Origin of the sequence: Sedimentibacter sp. MB31-C6, from assembly GCF_035934735.1 — a bacterium.
GTDB lineage: Bacteria > Bacillota > Clostridia > Tissierellales > Sedimentibacteraceae > Sedimentibacter.
Window position 1 is genome coordinate 1,531,486 of record NZ_CP142396.1, and the last position, 17,583, is coordinate 1,549,068.

A 17,583-nucleotide genomic window follows, 5' to 3' on the forward strand; every position below is an offset into this window, starting at 1 on the left:
AATTTAATTATAACATAATAAGTATTTATAGCAAATTAAAATAAAATGTGTATTGCTAAAAATATTGCTTGATAAATAACAAACTATATATTATAATGAATACATTCGGTGAATACGTTCATTAAAATTGAAAAAGTGGAGGAGAGCTATGAAATTTAGAAGAATTTTAAGTATTATTTTGGTTTTATCTATGATTTTAAGTCTTAGCGCTTGTGCAACAAATACTGGAGTAAAGCCAACAGATGAAGAAAACATTGATGCTATTTTCACACCTGGTACTTATGAAGGAGAAGCAGAAGGCTTTCATGGAACAATTAAGGCAACAGTTACTGTTACAGAATTAGAAATAACAGATATTACTGTAGAGCACACTGAAACAGCTGGACTTGGTGATAAGGCAGTTGAAAAAATTGCACTAGAAGTAAAGGAAAATACATCTCTAGATGTTCCGTTAGTTTCTGGAGCTACATATTCAAGTGAAGGAATAGTTGCTGCCATAACTGCTGCTTTGGAAAAAGCAGGAGCTGACATTGCAGCTTTAAAAAGTAAGTCAGTTGAAGAAGATGAAGAGGCTGCTGCCGATATAGAAAAGACAGCTGACGTTATAGTAATTGGTGGAGGCGGAGCTGGATTAGCAGCTGCAGTTTCTGCACATCAGAACGGCGCATCTGTAATAGTTATTGAAAAAATGCCTCAAGTAGGTGGGAACACAATTATTTCTGGTTCAGCTTATAATGCTGCGGATACAGAAAGACAATCTTCTTTAACAATGACTGATCTTGAAAAACAAACTGTTAAAGATATTATATCATCAGAGCAAACTGATCCTGAAGTAAAAGAATGGCAAGAAACACTTAAAAAAGAATGGGAAGAATATCTTGCATCAGGTAAGACTGGGTTATTTGATTCACCTACATTACACAAACTTCAGACTTACAATGGAGGAGATAAAATTGGTAATATAAAACTTATTAATACGCTTGCTGATAATACATTAGATTCAGTTGAATGGTTAGAAGATCTTGGAATGGAATTCAAAGATTATGTATTTACAGTTTTAGGCGGTTTGTGGTCTCGTGCCCATAAACCGGAGAAACCTTTAGGAACAGGATATATTGAAACTTATATGAATTATATAGAAGAAAATAGTAGTGATATTGAGATAATGGTTGATACAACTGCTAAAAGTTTTATAGTAGAAGATAGTGTAGTTAAGGGAGTAAATGCAGAAAGCAAGGGAAGTAAAGTAACTTTAAATGCTGAAAACGGAGTAATCCTTGCTACAGGTGGCTTTGGAGCAAATGTTGATATGCGTGAACAGTACAACACAATATGGCCATCACTTAAGGATATTAAAACAACAAACCATACAGGAGCTACTGGAGATGGTATTGTAATGGCAGAAGATATAGATACTTCAGTAATCGGCATGGAGCAAATACAGTTACTTCCTATGGGGGACCCTGAAACTGGAAGTTTAAGCGGAAATATTGAGCAAGGAGTTCAGGACCGTATATTTGTTAATAAAGAAGGAAGCAGATTTGTTGATGAAGGAGCAAGAAGGGATGTAATGACTAAAGCCTTAATGGAACAGGAAGATTCGTATATGTGGGTAATAGTGGACAAACATTCATATCCTACAGGGGATACGGTAAACAATTTTAACGAAAGTATAGATAGCTTGGTTGAAGCAGGTAGAGCTTTTAAAGCTGATACACTTGAGGAACTTGCAGAACTTATTGATGTTGACCCTGATGAACTTGTAAATTCTGTTGAGACTTTTAACGATGCTGTAGAAGGAAGTATTGATGATCCTTTTGGAAGAACATTATTCGATAATAAGATTGACACAGCACCATTCTATGCAGGAGCACGTGTACCTACTGTCCATCATACAATGGGCGGTGTAGAAATAAATGAAGATGCTCAGGTTGTAGATAATAATGGAGAAGTTATTAAAGGACTTTATGCAGCTGGAGAAGTAACTGGAGGTATCCATGGAAGCAACAGATTGGGTGGTAATGCTCTTGCTGATATAACTGTATTTGGAAGAATAGCAGGAACAAGCGCAGCTTTAGCTAAATAAGGTTTTAATAGTTTTAAAATCTCCAAATCTTAATGATTTGGGGGTTTTTGTTTTGTATTAAAAAACCAATTATAGAAAAATATAAAAAAACAATAGAAAAGATAACGTTTTTATGATATAATAATGTAGATTCCCAACACGAAAAAAATGTTCTAAATAAAATCACATCTATTATAAGTTTTTTCAGCAATTGAATACTCTTTTTCAACTACTACCTGCATTAATAAAATTAAATTATAGTAAGGGTAGTTAATCTAAATTGCCAAATTTATATATCTACATACCTTAAATACTAAGATATACGGCAGCTAAGATAATAATTCATTACAAATCATGACATAAGCAAAATATTACCTTGAGTAAAATTTTATTGAGGTACTCTTTTGAGGTTATTTTATTTCTTATTTTTAAATAAATTTTAAAACTTAGTTTTTTTATATTTTTTTGTCTTAATTGATACTTAAATGTTAATTTTGTTTGAGAGGAGGAACTATGAATTTATTAGAATTTTTTTTAAGCCGTTTAAATTCAATAATTGAATTGACATGGGAGCATTTGTTGATGGTAATTATCGCAATGGTGATTTCAATTACTTTAGGGATTTTAATAGGTGTTTTAATAACATATAATGAAAAAGTTGCAAAAATAGTACTTAGTATTACAGAAGTTCTTATGACAATTCCAAGTTTAGCATTGTTTGCTGTTTTAATTCCAATATTTCACATTGGTGTTACACCAGCAGTTATAGGACTTGTACTTTATACACAGCTTCCAATTGTTAGGAATGTTTATACAGGAATTAAAAATATTAGTCCGGCAATTATAGAATCTGCAAAAGGAATGGGTATGTCTGATTTAAAAATAATGTATAAAATTAAACTTCCATTAGCTTTTTCTGTTCTTATAGCTGGAATAAGAACTGCTGTAGTAATGGGCGTAGGAATGGGTGCTATAGCATCATATGTTGGTGCTGGAGGACTTGGTGATTATATTTTTCATGGAATACAAAGAACAAACGACAAAATGGTTATTATTGGCGCCATAATGATTTCTTTAATGGCAATTATATTGGATAGGTTTTTGTTTTTAATACAAAAAAGGTTAGAAGTAAAATAATGTTGAGCATAGGAGGTAGTTTTATTTGATTAGATTTGAAAATGTAACTAAAATATATCCTAATACAAGAAATTCTGCAGTTGACAAACTAGATCTTCATGTTAAACAAGGAGAAATTTGTATACTTGTAGGACCATCTGGGTGCGGAAAGACAACTACTATGAAGATGGTAAATCGATTAATCGAACCAACATCTGGAAATATATTAATTAATGGGGAGAATATAAATAGTCATGATCCTGTAGAGTTAAGACGTAATATTGGTTATGTAATTCAAAATATAGGATTGTTTCCTCATATGACAATTGCTGAGAACATTGCAACCGTTCCCAAAGAAAAAAAGTGGGACAAGGAAAGAATAAGCAATAGAGTTGATGAGTTACTTAAACTAATGGAGTTAAAACCTGAAATTTACAGAAATAGAAAGCCTTCTGGTTTGAGTGGAGGTCAAAAACAAAGAGTTGGTGTTGCAAGAGCACTTGCAGCTGATCCGCCAGTAATGCTTATGGACGAGCCATTTGGTGCATTAGATCCAATAACTAGAAATAGAATTCAAAATGAATTTTTGCATATACAAGAAAAGATTAAAAAGACAATATTATTTGTTACTCATGATATTGATGAAGCTATAAAAATGGGTGATAAAATAGTTGTTATGAGAAAGGGAAAAATAGTACAACTTGGTACACCTGATGATATTTTAAGTTCACCAACGGATGAGTTCGTAGAGAATTTAGTAGGTGGAAATCGTTCAATAAAACGTTTAAATCTTATAAAATGTGAGGATGCAATGCGTAATACTTTTAGCGTAAGAATGAATACACCTCTAGATGAAGCAAAGATAATAATGGAGCAAAATAGGCTAAAGACAATTGCTATAACTGAAGTAGACAACAAATTTAATGGATATATCAGATTAAAAGACATCGATGGAAAGAATGGCTTGGCAGGCGAATTTATTAGGGAAATGGATACAGTGGAAAAGGGTATGTCACTTAATGATGCATTATCTGAAATGCTGAGCATTGGACAAAGATATATTTATGTTTTAGATGAAAAGGAACATTTGAAAGGATGGATTGGAATAAATGAAATATTAAGTGCGGTGAGTGACAATGATTAGCACAAAAATTTCAAAATCAAAATTTAAAATTTTCATATTTCCATTGCTACTCTTGCTTATAGCCTTTGTTTATAGCTTTTATGTTGTAAATTGGCCTCAAGATAAGATTGTTGCAAATTATGTATCTTACAATAAAATATTATTGTCTTTAATGCAACATATAAGATTAGTAATAGTTTCCGCAAGTTTTGCGATAGCTGTTTCTGTGCCATTAGGAATTTTACTAACTAGACCTAAATTTAAAGTTTATTCTAATGTGGTAGTTAATATTGTTAATATAGGTCAAACAATACCAAGTTTGGCGATACTGGCGTTGTTTGTAGGTCTATTAGGAGTAGGGTTTAAATCTGGAGTTTTTGCACTTTGGGTATATTCACTATTACCTATATTAAATAATACAATAGCAGGAATATTAGGGGTGGAGGAATCTATAATGGAATCGGCTAAAGGTATGGGTATGACGAAAAGACGAATTCTGACTAAAATAGAATTACCACTTTCTTATCCAGTTATTATGGCTGGAATAAGAACAGCTGTAACTATTAATATTGGAACAGCAACTTTAGCTGCCTTTATTGGAGCAGGTGGTCTTGGTGACTTAATTATTGCTGGTAACAATATAAACAGGTGGCAGATAGTCATATTAGGTGCTTTGTTATCTGCATTACTTGCAATTTTAACTGATTATTTAATGGGCTTAATAGAAGCTCGATTAAAAAATAAACAATAGTATAGGAGGATTTTAATGAATATCAAAAAATCAAATTTTATGAAAGGTATTTTATTTTCACTAGTACTTGTATTTATAGTAGGTACTTTAAGTGCGTGTGGTGGTGGAAGTAAGGACGTTATAAAGGTAGGCTCAAAGGAATTTACTGAACAGCTTCTTTTAGGACAAATTACAATCTTAGCTTTAGAAGACGCAGGGTTTGAGGTAGAAGATAAAACTAGTGTCGCTGGTTCAGATAAAGTACGTATGGCTTTAGAAAATGGGGACTTCGATTTATACTGGGAATATACTGGAACAGCATGGTTATCACAGCTTCAGCATGATGAGCCTTTAACAGATTCTCAGGAAGCTTATGAAAAAGTAAGAGATGAAGATGCTGGAAATGGGTTTTCATGGCTTCAATATGCTCCGTTAGATAATACTTATACTTTAATGATGCGACGAGAGGATTCAGAAAATTTAGGTATAAAATCAATAAGTGATTTGGCAAAATACATAAATGAAAATCCAGGGGAAATAACAACGGCAATAGATCATGAGTTTTCTATACGTCCAGATGGTTATCCAGGTATACAAGAACTTTATGGATTTAGTCAAAGTGAGGATGCTATAAAGATAATGGATCTTGGAATTATGTATAAAACGCTACAAGATGGACAGGTTGAAGTTGCTATGGGATTTGCAACAGATGGAAGAATAGCAGCATATGACCTTGTGAACTTAGAAGATGATAAAAACTTCTTTCCAGTTTACAATGCTTCTCCTGTAGTTAGAAATGATTCATTGGAAAAGAATCCAGAAATAAAAGAAATTCTAGAAAAAATAGCTCCATTATTAGATACTGATACTATGACACAGCTTAACTATGAAGTTGATATTAATGAGAGAGAACCTGAGGAAGTAGCTAGAGAGTGGCTACAAAAAGAAGGATTTATAGATTAGTAATTTAAAAGGTTAAAGATTGTCTTTAGCCTTTTTAAATTATAAATATTGAAAATATTCGAAAAACTATATATAATATATGTAGTATTACATATAGGTCATACATTATGTTAGTTAGAAATATAATAATACAAAAAGATATTAGCCTCTTATATAGTTTTAGAGTATATATTTAAGTTTGGAGACTGAGGGAATATCTTGCGTTAAGTTTCGCAAATTAAAAAGAGAAGGTGAAATATGTATAATAATTTTTTAAGTATTTTAAAAAAAGAGCTTGTACCTGCTCTTGGTTGTACTGAACCAATAGCTATTGCATATGCATCTGCTGAAGCAAGAGTATTGCTAAATGAAATTCCAAATAAAATAATTGTTAAATGTAGTGGAAATATAATTAAAAATGTTAAAGGGGTAATTGTACCTGGCACAGGTAATTTGAGGGGAATAGAAACAAGTGCAATAATAGGTGCAATAGCAGGGGATGCTTCTAAAAAACTTGAGGTTTTAACTGACATATTAGATAAAGATATTGAGAAAACTAAAGAACTTTTAAAAACAAATATTTGTAAGGTAGAATTAGAAAAAAACGTAGACAATTTATTCATAAAGGTAATAGCAAAAAAAAATGATAATTGGGCATCAGTAACTATATCTGGCGGTCATACTAATATTGTTCAAAAAGAAAAAAATGGACAAATTGTTTTTAAACAAAGCATATCAAGCGATATTACAGATAATGATGACATCTTCAAAAATATTACTATGAGAAATATCTATGATTTTACAAATGAGGTTTTAATAGAAGATGTAAAAGATATATTAGATCGACAAATAAAATATAACACTGAAATTGCAAAAGAAGGTATGATTCATAAATATGGCGCTAATGTTGGAGATTCATTAATTAAAAATTATGGGAATGATATAAAAGTATTGGCAAAGGCTTACGCAGCATCAGGTTCTGATGCAAGAATGAGTGGTTGTACAATGCCGGTAATTATAAACTCAGGAAGTGGCAATCAAGGACTTGCAGTTTCTATTCCTGTAATAGAATATTCTAAATATTTAGGCGTTAATGAAGATAAAATGTACAGGGCGTTAGTATTGAGTAACTTGATTTCTATTTATATTAAGAAAGATATCGGTAAACTTTCGGCATTTTGCGGAGCAGTTAGTGCTGCAAGTGGTTGTGGGGCGGGAATTTCATATTTACATGATGCACCATATGAAATTATTACAAAAACAATTACAAATACATTAGCTAACATTTCAGGAATAGTATGTGATGGTGCTAAACCTTCATGTGCTGCTAAAATCGCTTCATCAGTTGATGCAGCAATAATGGCACATAATATGGCTATGGAAGGTAGAACATTTAATTCTGGAGAAGGTTTAATAAAGGATAATGTTGAAGATACAATAAAAAGTATTTGCAAATTAGGCAAAGATGGAATGAAGGATACAGATGTAGAAATACTTAATATTATGATTAAATAATATATTATTTGTAAAAAAGACATACTTTTATACAAAAGTGTGTCTTTTTTATAATTTTAAATTAAATTTGATAAGATTGATTTATTTATGTTAAAATTAAATAACAATAGGTATAATATTATTAGTATCTTATTATAAGGAGAAAAGAATGACAAGAATTGACGATAGAAATAATAGTGATTTAAGACCAGTTAAAATAACGAGAAATTATCTCTTGCATCCAGAAGGTTCTGTTTTAATAGAAGTAGGTAATACAAAGGTTATTTGTTCGGCTATGATTGAAGATAAAGTTCCTCATTTTTTAAAAGGAACAGGGCAAGGATGGGTTACAGCAGAATATTCCATGTTGCCAGCTTCCACTCAAACTAGAAAAGCAAGGGATATAAATAGGGGTAAAATCGATGGCAGATCTCAGGAAATTCAGAGATTAATAGGTAGGAGTTTAAGAACAGTTGTTGATTTGAAGGGCTTTGGAGAGAGAACTTTATGGATAGATTGTGATGTAATTCAAGCTGATGGAGGAACAAGAACAGCATCAATTACAGGTTCCTTTGTGGCTATGGTAGATGCATTTAATTCTTTAATAAGCAAAAAGGAAATTAAGAAAATACCTGTAAAATCCTTTGTATCTGCAATAAGTGTAGGAATTATTAAGGAAGAAAAAATATTAGATTTATGTTATTCAGAGGATAGTAATGCTATAGTTGATATGAACATAGTGATGACAGATAAAGGAGAATTTATAGAAGTTCAGGGTACAGGCGAGGAATCACCTTTTACATATGAAGAATTACTTGATTTAATAGAATTAGCAAAAAAAGGATGCAATGACTTATATAAAATGCAAAAAGAAGTTTTAGGTGAAAAATTAAGTGAGGAAATTGGAAAATGAAAAGAAAAATTGTCTTATCAAGTGGAAACAAGCACAAGATTAATGAAATAAAAGACATACTTAAAAATATGCCCTTTGAAGTTGTTTCTAAGGATGATTTAGGTTATGAAAATTTTGATGTAGTAGAAGATGGCAAAACGTTAGAAGAAAATGCTTTTAAAAAAGCACAAGAACTTCGAAAATTAGTTAATGAAATAGTTATAGCTGATGATACAGGATTATTTGTTGATGCTTTAAATGGCGAACCTGGCGTGTATTCTGCTAGGTATGCAGGTGAAAACGTATCTTATAGTGACAATAACAAGCTTCTGTTAAAGAATCTTCAGAATGTAGCTATGGAAAACAGAACAGCATACTTTAAAACTGTTATTGCAGTAATTTTGGAAAATGGAGAAAAAATTATAGCAGAAGGTAAATGTAGTGGTAAAATTGCTTTTGAATCTAAAGGTGAAAATGGTTTTGGTTATGATCCCTTATTTATTGTTGATGAAATTAATAAAACATTTGCAGAGTTATCTGAAAGTGATAAAAATAAAATTAGTCATAGAGCCAAAGCTTTATTGAGTTTAAAGAAAAAACTGGAGGATATTTAGTGAAAATTTTAGTGTTAAGTGACACTCATGGGGCTGTTATTGATTCAATAGCAAAACAAATAAAAATAGAAAATAATATTGAAATATTAATTCATTGTGGTGATAATTACAAAGATGCAGACAAGTATGCAGAATTATTGAATATTAAAAAAGTTTATAAAGTGCCTGGTAATTGTGATTATAATTTTAAACATAAAGAATCTGTAATTGTCGAGGAAATTGAAGGTAAATCAGTGTTGATTACTCATGGACATTTATATCTTGTTAAAAAAGATTTATTTAAGTTAAAAGAATATGCTATTAAAAGTAATGTAGATATAGTATTATTTGGGCATACTCATAAATCTCATGATGAAATTGATAATAATATTTTGTATTTTAACCCTGGAAGTACTACCCTTCCTATGGATGGAAAGAGTAGTTTTGGTATCATAAATATCTCGAATAAAGATATTAAGAGTAGAATAATTTCAATTACTACTTAACTTTTAATATTATATATTACTATAAACGTAATTTTTTAAAGTTACTGGACATATATTATTCTAAACTGATTTTATTTGATAAATTACTCTTATGTTATAAAAAGAAAGGTGTTATTTATGGTCAATATTGAAGGATTGAAATTTAATAGTTTAGATTATGTATTAATCGTTGATAAAGAATTTACAGTTGTTTACAATACTCGTTTTGATGAAAATGTTAATGCTTCGTTCAATGATAGTAATAGTAGGGAGTATTTAAATAGAAATTTATTTGAAATTTATCCAACAATTAAAAATGAAGCGGCTACTTCTTCAATAGTTAGATGCATAACTACAGGAGAAATTGTTGTAAAAAAGTTTCAAAAATATAAAGACTTTAAAGGTAATTTATATTCAACACATAATGTAACCATACCTTTATTAAGAGAAGGAAAAATTATAGGTGCAGTAGAACTTGTAAAGGATATAAAAACAATAGACAATGTTAATAACGATGACTGCGATAAAAACTATGATGATGAAGACAACGAATTTATAAATAGCATCATTAATGATATAAGCAATACTTCCTTCGAAAGTATTATAACAAATGATAAGAAAATGTTGAAAGCTATTGAACAGGCAAAAACAATGTCAAAGATGCAAAGTCCAACTCTTATTTACGGTGAAACGGGTACTGGCAAGGAAGTATTTGTACAAGCAATGATTAATTATAGTGGAATACCTAGAAAAAAAGTTGTAGTTCAAAATTGCGCAGCAATACCTCATAACTTGATTGAATCAATTTTATTTGGAACCTATAGAGGCGCATATACTGGAGCTGAAAATAAAAAGGGTTTATTTGAAATAGCAGAGGGAGGAATAATATTTTTAGATGAGTTAAATTCAATTCCTTACGATGTGCAAGGAAAACTTCTAAGGGTACTGCAGGATGGAAGCTTTAGACCTGTAGGGTCAAACATTCAAAAAACTGTAAATGTAAAAATAGTTGCAGCAATGAATGAGGATCCATTAGAAGCAATAAAAAACAATCATTTAAGAAAAGATTTATTTTATAGATTAAGCAGTGGAATGATATACTTACCTCCATTGCGAGAAAGAAGAGGGGATATCAAACTATTTATAGATAATTATATAAAAGAATTTGATATAATTTATAATAAAAATGTTCAAGGTATTACGAAAACTTTAGAGAAAATTTTTCTTGATTACAATTGGGATGGTAATGTTCGAGAATTAAAACATATAATTGAATCAATGATAGGAGTAGCTGATAGCAAAATGCTTGATGTGCAATATTTGCCTGCATATATGTATGACCGTGTTTATAAAACTAATAATAATACTTTGGTTGAAACAGATAATAATAATTTTAATTATGATATGGAGACATATAATTTGAAAAAAATATTGGAAGAAAAGGAAATAGAGATTATTAAAAAAGTTCTTAAAATTACTGATGGTAATAAAACTAAAGCTGGGAAAATATTAGGAATACCTAGACAAACACTAAACTACAAAATTGACAAGCTAAAAATATAATTATCGACAAAAATTAGTCGCTAACGACAATTTTTTGTCGATAAATGTGCAAAAAAACGACAAATATTTGTCGTTTTTTTATATTAAAAAAAACTGCAAATATAATTCATTGATTTCTCAACGAATTATATTTGGCATGGTATTTGCTTATTATTAGTGTAAGTATTATCAATTATAAAAATCAAATATTATATATTGTATTTGAGAAAAGTTTAGGAGTTTATTATGAATCTAGAATTGAGAAAAATATTTATTAAAGATGTTATTTTTAAAGATGAGAACAAAATTGAAAATGATATATTGTATGTTAATGCAGATTTGTTAAGTGAATTTATAAAAGAAGATAAAAGGATTAAGGATGTTTCTTTTGACATTGCAAGACCAGGAGAATCTGTAAGGATACTTCCAGTTAAAGATGTAATTGAGCCAAGAGCAAAGTTAGATGGAGAGATATTTTCAGGTTTATTTAAAGAACAAGTAGAAGAGGCAGGAAAAGGTATAACCTATGTTCTAAGTGGATGTGCTATTGTTACAACAGGTCCTATTGTGGGATTTCAAGAAGGTTTGATAGATATGAGTGGTCCAGGGGCAAAGTACAGTATTTTTTCTAAATTGATAAATATTGTAATGGACATTACCAAAGAAGATTTTGTAGACCCACATGAACATGAGGAAGTTGTAAGATTGGCAGGAATAAAGGCAGCTCAATATGTTGGTAAAATAGGGTTAAGCTATAAGAATTATGAAGTAGAACGATATGAATGGAAAAGTATTGGAGAAAAGTATGCAGAGTATCCTGAACTTCCTAAAGTAGCATATGTATATAATTGTATGAGTCAGGGCCTTTTACATGATACATATTTTTATGGAAGAGATTCAAAGCTAATGATTCCTACTATGATTACACCATTAGAGGTAATGGATGGAGCAATCGTAAGTGGTAACTGTGTTTCTCCTGGTTCTAAAACGACTACTTATCACCATTTAAACAATGCAGTTATTAAAGAATGTATGAGAAGACATGGTAAAGAAATAAATTTTATGGGTATCGTTTTGAATCCTTTAATGGTTACTTTGAAGGAAAAGTATAGAAATTGTATGCTTACTGTTAGGCAAGTAGAAATGCTTGGTGCAGAGGGTGTTGTTATTTCCCAAGAGGGATTTGGAAACCCTACAACTGATTTAATGATAGTATGCCAATCATTTGAGAAGATGGATATTAAAACAGTAATAATAACTAATGAAGATGCAGGAATTGATGGCATGTCAGAATCCTTACCAGATAGTGTCACAGATGCTGTAGCAATTGTATCAACAGGAAATAGCAATGCAACAATTATGCTACCTAAAATGGATAAAACAATAGGTAGAATAAAGGAAATTGAAAGATTAACTGGTGGAAATGTAGATTCAATACAAGATGATGGAAGGCTTTTAGTAGAAATCCATGGAATTATGGGAAGCCATAATTTACAAGGTAATACACAATTAAGTGCTATGACGATATAGGGAGTGGTGAGAAAATGAAGAAGGTAGTTTTTTATACTAATCAATTTTTTGGACAAATAGGCGGCGAAGATAGAGCATATATGGAACCTCAAATACATAAAGGCTCTATAGGAAGTGCAAATGCATTTGTTGGTAAATTAGAAAATGCAGAAATTGTTGCAACTATAATTTGTGGTGATAATTATTATGCTGAAAATATGGATATAGTTAAAAATTTTATAGAAGAAAATTTGAAAAATGTTGATATGGATTTATATATAGCAGGACCAGCCTTTAATGCAGGTCGTTTTGGCATTGCATGTGCAGATTCCTGTGCTTTTGTAAAAAAAAGATTCGGTATTGAAGCAATAACAGGTTTATATAAAGAAAATCCTGCAGTAGAAATGTATAAAAAAGATATATATATACTTCAAGTAGGAAAGTCAGCTGCAAATATAAGAAAAGCAGTACCTCTAATGTCTGAATTTGCTAACAAGCTATTAAATAAAGATAAAATTGGCAGTCCTAAAGAAGAACAATATTATGCAATGGGAAAGAGAATCAATTTATTTAAAGAGAAAAATGGAGCAGAAAGAGCACTGGATATGTTGGTTAATAGACTTAAAGATGAATCATATGAAACAGAGCTTGAAATTTCAGTATATGACAAAGTAAAACCTGCTCTTCCACTTAAAGATTTAAAAAGTGCAAAAATTGCATTATGTACATCTGGAGGGATTGTGCCAATGGGAAATCCAGATCATATGCCAGCAGCTACGGCTAAATTTTATAAAATGTATGATATATCAAATAAACAGAGGTTAGAAGAAGGAGAATTTGAGTCTGTTCATGCAGGTTATGATCCAGTTTATGCAAATAAAGACCCAAATAGAGTAGCACCTTTAGATATTCTTAGAAAGTTAGAAAAGGAAGGTTTAATAGGAAGTGTATATACGTTTTTAAGCACAACAACAGGTAATTCGACTTCAGTTTCAGATGCTATAGCAATGGGTAAAGAAATAGCTCAGAAATTTGTTGAAGATAAAGTAGATGGAGTTATATTAACAAGCACATGAGGTACTTGTACACGTTGCGGAGCAACAATAGTAAAACAAATTGAAAAAGCAGGTATACCAGCAGTTCACATATGTACAGTAACACCAATATCAAAAACAGTAGGGGCAGTTAGAATATCCGGAGCACAAGCAATACCATATCCTACTGGAAATCCTGAGTTAACTCTCGAAAAAGAAGAACAGCGTAAAAGACAAATAGTTTTGAATGCTCTTAATCTACTTTTACAATAGTTTAAGAAGTATAAATATATATTATGGAGGCAAATATGAAAGTAGCAGTTTTAGGATCAGGCAATGGTGGAAGTGCCGTTGCATTTGAGTGGTCAAAGGCAGGACATGATGTATCTATGTTTGATTTTGAAGAATTTGATAAAAATATTTCAGCAATTAAAAGTGCTGGTGGTATTACTTCTGAAGGTGAATTAGAAGGATTTCAAAAACTTACATATGTAGGACATGATATTTCAAAAGTTGTACCAGATGCAGATATTATATTTGTTGTAGGACCAGCATATAGTACAGAGCCTTTCGGGAAAGCATGTAAACCATATATAAAACCAGGTCAAATGTACATTATTTGTCCGAGTTCATGTGCTGGAAGTCTCGTTTTTAAAAAGGCACTAGGTTTGGAAATAGAAGATGAATCTGTTATTATTGCAGAAACATCAACATTACCATATGCCGTAAGAATCATAGGTGATGCAAAGATAGCAGTATATAATAGGCTAAAGGGAGCTTATTTTATCGCAGCTTTACCAAGTAAATTTAATCAGAAAGTATATGATGTTGTAGGAAATATATATACTGAAATTGAAATAGCTGAAAATGTTTTGCAAACGACTTTACAAAATGCTAATCCAATAATACATCCTGCTGTAACATTATTAAATGCAGCTCTAATAGAAAGAACTCAAGGTGATTTCTTATTTTATGAAGAAGGTGTAACTCAAGCAGTAGGCAGAATTATTAAAGCTATGGATGATGAAAGAATTGAAATAGGCAATAAAATAGGGGTTACAGTTATTCCTGACCCAGTATTAGGAATAAAACAAGGTTATATGGCAGATGACACTTATGACATAGGTTATTCTAAAGCACCTGGATTTAAAGGCATAATGGCTCAAACACAGCTTGACTACAGATATTTCAATGAAGATGCAGGTTTTGGTTTAGTATTTTTTACAGATTTAGCAAAACAATTTAATGTAAAAACACCTACTATGGATGCAGTAATTAAATTGGCTTCAATAGTTATGGCTAGAGACTATAAAGAAGAAAAGGCAAGAACTATGGAAAGCTTAGGGTTATCAAAATATAGCTTAGAAGAGTTGAAAAAGATTATCTAAATTAGATAGATAAATGGAGGGTTATATGATTGTCGGTATACTAAAAGAAGTAAAAAGCAATGAATATAGAGTATCTGCTGTACCAGCAGCAGTAACAGAACTTGTAAAAAATGGACATAAAGTTTACGTGGAAAAGGATGCAGGATTAGGTAGTGGTTTCTCAGATGAAGAATATAAAGATTCAGGAGCTATAATAGCAGACTGCGATACTATATGGAAAAATTCAGAGATGATATATAAGGTTAAAGAAATATTACCACAAGAATATAAATACTTAAGAGAAGGATTAATTGTTTATACGTATCTTCATTCTAATGCTCACCTTGATATGACTAAAGAAATTCTAAAAAATAAAATAATAGGTATTGCCTATGAAGACATTACAGATAAAAATGGAAAATTTCCTTTACTTAGTCCAATGAGCGAGTTAGCTGGCAAGGGAGGATTCTTAGCAGCACTCCACTATGGTCAAAGTGTTAATGGAGGGAAGGGAATATTATTTAATCGAGTAAGTGGAATAGATACCCCTGTTGTAACTATAATAGGTGGAGGAAATTCAGGAATGGGAGCTGCTGAAATTGCAGCAAGTTTAGGAAATAACGTAAAAATATTAGATGTAAATAAAGAAGTTATGGATGAAGTTAAAGCTAAATTACCCCCAAATGTAGAATTTTTATATTCGAATAGAACAAATTTATTAAAATGTTTAAAAGAAACTGATGTATTAATGAATTGTATTTTATGGAATAAAACACGTAAAGACCATCTTGTTAATAGAGAAGATTTAAAATTAATGAAAAAAGGAGCAATGATATTTGATATTGCTTGTGATGATAATGGGGCTATAGAAACATGTCATACAACAACACACGATGATCCAATTTACTATGAAGAAGGGATATTGCATTACTGTGTTGATAACATTCCTTCAGCATTTGCTCGCACAGCATCAATTGGTCTTTCGAATGCTACTCTACCATTTGCTTTACAAATAGCAAATAAAGGCTGTGAAACTGCATTAAAGGGAAACCATCATTTGTTGAAAGGTCTTACATGTTATCATGGTAAATTAACATTACAAGAAACAGCAATTAAACATAATTTAGAATTAACACCGCAAGATAAGATTGTAGAGCAGTTTTAATTATAATCTCAGTATATTTTCTATATGAAATAAATAGGAATTGTTATTAGTTTTATTATGATTAAATATACTGAGATATAAATAAATTTAATAATAAATAAAGGGAGGATTATTAATGGATTATGGTATTTTATCGTTAGCACCTGCATTAGTAGCTCTTGTTTTAGCATTTTTAACAAGAGACGCATTATTTTCAATTTTGATTGGTGTTTTAGTAGGTATTTTAGTTACAGGACAGAATTTATTATTAGGATTTAGTTCAATAATTCAAAGTGCATTAGGAAATGCAGACTTCATTTGGGTAATAGGTATTGAAGTGTTTATTGGTATGATGGTAGCGTTATTTCAAAAATCAGGTGCTATTGAAGCATTTGCGAATGCAATAGCAAAGTTTAATATTAAAGCTAGAGGAGCACAAGTTATTGCTTGGCTATTAGGTATATTTATATTCTTTAGTGATTATTTTAGCCCACTGTATGTTGGTACAGTAATGAGAGGAATTACTGATAAGGCAAGAGTAGCAAGAGAAAAACTTGCATATATTTGTGATTCAACGTCAGCACCTATATGTACACTGATACCGTTTTCAGCATGGGGTATTTATATGGCAGGTCTTTTAATAGGGTTAGGACCAATTATAGATAATGATATGGCTATGGAAGCAGTTATTAGGATGGTTCCATTTAATTTTTATGGGTTAGCATCAATTTTAATGGTTGGACTAATTACAACAGGTATTCTTAAAGATTTTGGTCCAATGAAAAAAGCAGAAACAAGAGCTAGAGAAGAAGGAAAGGTAGTAAGTGATACAGCTAAGCCATTATTGAGTAATGAGTTAGACAAAATAAAACCAAATGATGGTGTTAAGTCTAATTTGTTCTTAAATTTCTTTGCTCCTGCTATAATAATAATTTCGGTTACATTAGGTACTTATATATTTATGGGTTCTGCTAAAACTTTAGAAGCATTTATAGCAGCAGTAGCATATCAATTTGTAGTTATGATAATTCAAAAAATGGGAACTTTATCAGAATTAGTTGATACAGCAGTTGAAGGAATTAAAAGTGTTATGTCAGCAATGTTAATATTAGCATTAGCATATTGTTTAAATGCAATAAGTAAAGAATTAGGAACAGCTCAATTTGTAATAAGTGCAACAGAATCTTGGATGACACCTATGTTCTTGTTACCATTAACTTTCCTATTATGTGCTTTTATTTCATTCTTTACTGGGACTTCATGGGGTACATATGCAATTATGACACCAATTTGTGTTGGGTTAGCATTCCAATTAACAGGTGGTGCAGTTAACACTGTAATATATGGAACAGTTGCAGCGGTTATGGGTGGAGGTTGTTTTGGAGACCATTGCTCACCATTGTCAGATACAACTATACTATCATCGCTTGCATCAGGATCAGACCATATAGACCATGTTAAAACACAGTTGCCATATGCTATGACAGCAGCCGCAATATCAGTTGTTGGATATTTATTAGTAGGAATAACAATTGCATAATTTATGA

The 17,583-nt window shown here is 31.0% G+C and carries 15 protein-coding genes; all 15 read left to right on the forward strand.

What is annotated here, in order from left to right; genetic code table 11:
• Nucleotides 1-148 precede the first annotated feature (148 nt).
• The 15 genes from U8307_RS07360 (at nucleotide 149) to U8307_RS07430 (ending at nucleotide 17,576) form a co-directional block, all read left to right on the forward strand.
• Nucleotides 149-2,086 carry a flavocytochrome c gene (locus U8307_RS07360; protein WP_326906547.1) on the forward strand — a complete coding sequence of 646 codons (1,938 nt, stop codon included), beginning with the start codon at nucleotides 149-151 and terminating at the stop codon, nucleotides 2,084-2,086.
• 492 nt (nucleotides 2,087-2,578) lie between these two features.
• Complete coding sequence (locus U8307_RS07365) at nucleotides 2,579-3,202, forward strand: ABC transporter permease (protein ID WP_326906549.1); 624 nt, start codon at nucleotides 2,579-2,581, stop codon at nucleotides 3,200-3,202.
• 25 nt (nucleotides 3,203-3,227) lie between these two features.
• Nucleotides 3,228-4,325 (forward strand): betaine/proline/choline family ABC transporter ATP-binding protein, encoded by a 1,098-nt coding sequence (locus tag U8307_RS07370; RefSeq protein WP_326906551.1) that lies wholly within the window; start codon nucleotides 3,228-3,230, stop codon nucleotides 4,323-4,325.
• Nucleotides 4,318-5,055, forward strand: a complete 738-nt coding sequence (locus tag U8307_RS07375; RefSeq protein WP_326906553.1) for an ABC transporter permease — start codon at nucleotides 4,318-4,320, stop codon at nucleotides 5,053-5,055. The genes U8307_RS07370 and U8307_RS07375 overlap by 8 nt, the downstream gene beginning before the upstream one ends.
• Before the next feature lie 15 nt (nucleotides 5,056-5,070).
• The gene (locus tag U8307_RS07380) at nucleotides 5,071-5,997 is read left to right on the forward strand and encodes a glycine betaine ABC transporter substrate-binding protein (RefSeq protein ID WP_326906555.1); all 927 of its coding nucleotides are present in this window, start codon (nucleotides 5,071-5,073) and stop codon (nucleotides 5,995-5,997) included.
• A gap of 237 nt (nucleotides 5,998-6,234) precedes the next feature.
• Entirely contained in the window at nucleotides 6,235-7,491 is a 1,257-nt protein-coding gene (locus tag U8307_RS07385) for an L-cysteine desulfidase family protein (protein WP_326906557.1), read from the forward strand.
• Nucleotides 7,492-7,639: 148 nt separating this feature from the next.
• Complete coding sequence (rph, locus tag U8307_RS07390) at nucleotides 7,640-8,383, forward strand: ribonuclease PH (RefSeq protein ID WP_326906559.1); 744 nt, start codon at nucleotides 7,640-7,642, stop codon at nucleotides 8,381-8,383.
• Nucleotides 8,380-8,976, forward strand: a complete 597-nt coding sequence (locus tag U8307_RS07395; protein ID WP_326906561.1) for an XTP/dITP diphosphatase — start codon at nucleotides 8,380-8,382, stop codon at nucleotides 8,974-8,976. Before rph ends, U8307_RS07395 begins: the two co-directional genes overlap by 4 nt.
• On the forward strand, nucleotides 8,976-9,461 hold the full coding sequence (locus U8307_RS07400; protein ID WP_326906563.1) for a metallophosphoesterase: 486 nt from the start codon (nucleotides 8,976-8,978) through the stop codon (nucleotides 9,459-9,461). The genes U8307_RS07395 and U8307_RS07400 overlap by 1 nt, the downstream gene beginning before the upstream one ends.
• Nucleotides 9,462-9,578: 117 nt before the next feature.
• Nucleotides 9,579-11,003 (forward strand): sigma-54 interaction domain-containing protein, encoded by a 1,425-nt coding sequence (locus U8307_RS07405; protein ID WP_326906565.1) that lies wholly within the window; start codon nucleotides 9,579-9,581, stop codon nucleotides 11,001-11,003.
• Between the two features lie 225 nt (nucleotides 11,004-11,228).
• Complete coding sequence (locus U8307_RS07410) at nucleotides 11,229-12,512, forward strand: glycine/sarcosine/betaine reductase component B subunit (RefSeq protein WP_326906568.1); 1,284 nt, start codon at nucleotides 11,229-11,231, stop codon at nucleotides 12,510-12,512.
• A 14-nt stretch (nucleotides 12,513-12,526) separates the two neighbouring features.
• Nucleotides 12,527-13,798 (forward strand): glycine/betaine/sarcosine/D-proline family reductase selenoprotein B, encoded by a 1,272-nt coding sequence (locus tag U8307_RS07415; protein ID WP_326906570.1) that lies wholly within the window; start codon nucleotides 12,527-12,529, stop codon nucleotides 13,796-13,798.
• A 35-nt stretch (nucleotides 13,799-13,833) separates the two neighbouring features.
• On the forward strand, nucleotides 13,834-14,913 hold the full coding sequence (locus U8307_RS07420; RefSeq protein ID WP_326906572.1) for an NAD/NADP octopine/nopaline dehydrogenase family protein: 1,080 nt from the start codon (nucleotides 13,834-13,836) through the stop codon (nucleotides 14,911-14,913).
• Nucleotides 14,914-14,938: 25 nt separating this feature from the next.
• Entirely contained in the window at nucleotides 14,939-16,057 is a 1,119-nt protein-coding gene (locus U8307_RS07425; RefSeq protein WP_326906574.1) for an alanine dehydrogenase, read from the forward strand.
• Between the two features lie 115 nt (nucleotides 16,058-16,172).
• Complete coding sequence (locus U8307_RS07430; protein ID WP_326906576.1) at nucleotides 16,173-17,576, forward strand: Na+/H+ antiporter NhaC family protein; 1,404 nt, start codon at nucleotides 16,173-16,175, stop codon at nucleotides 17,574-17,576.
• Nucleotides 17,577-17,583 lie beyond the last annotated feature (7 nt).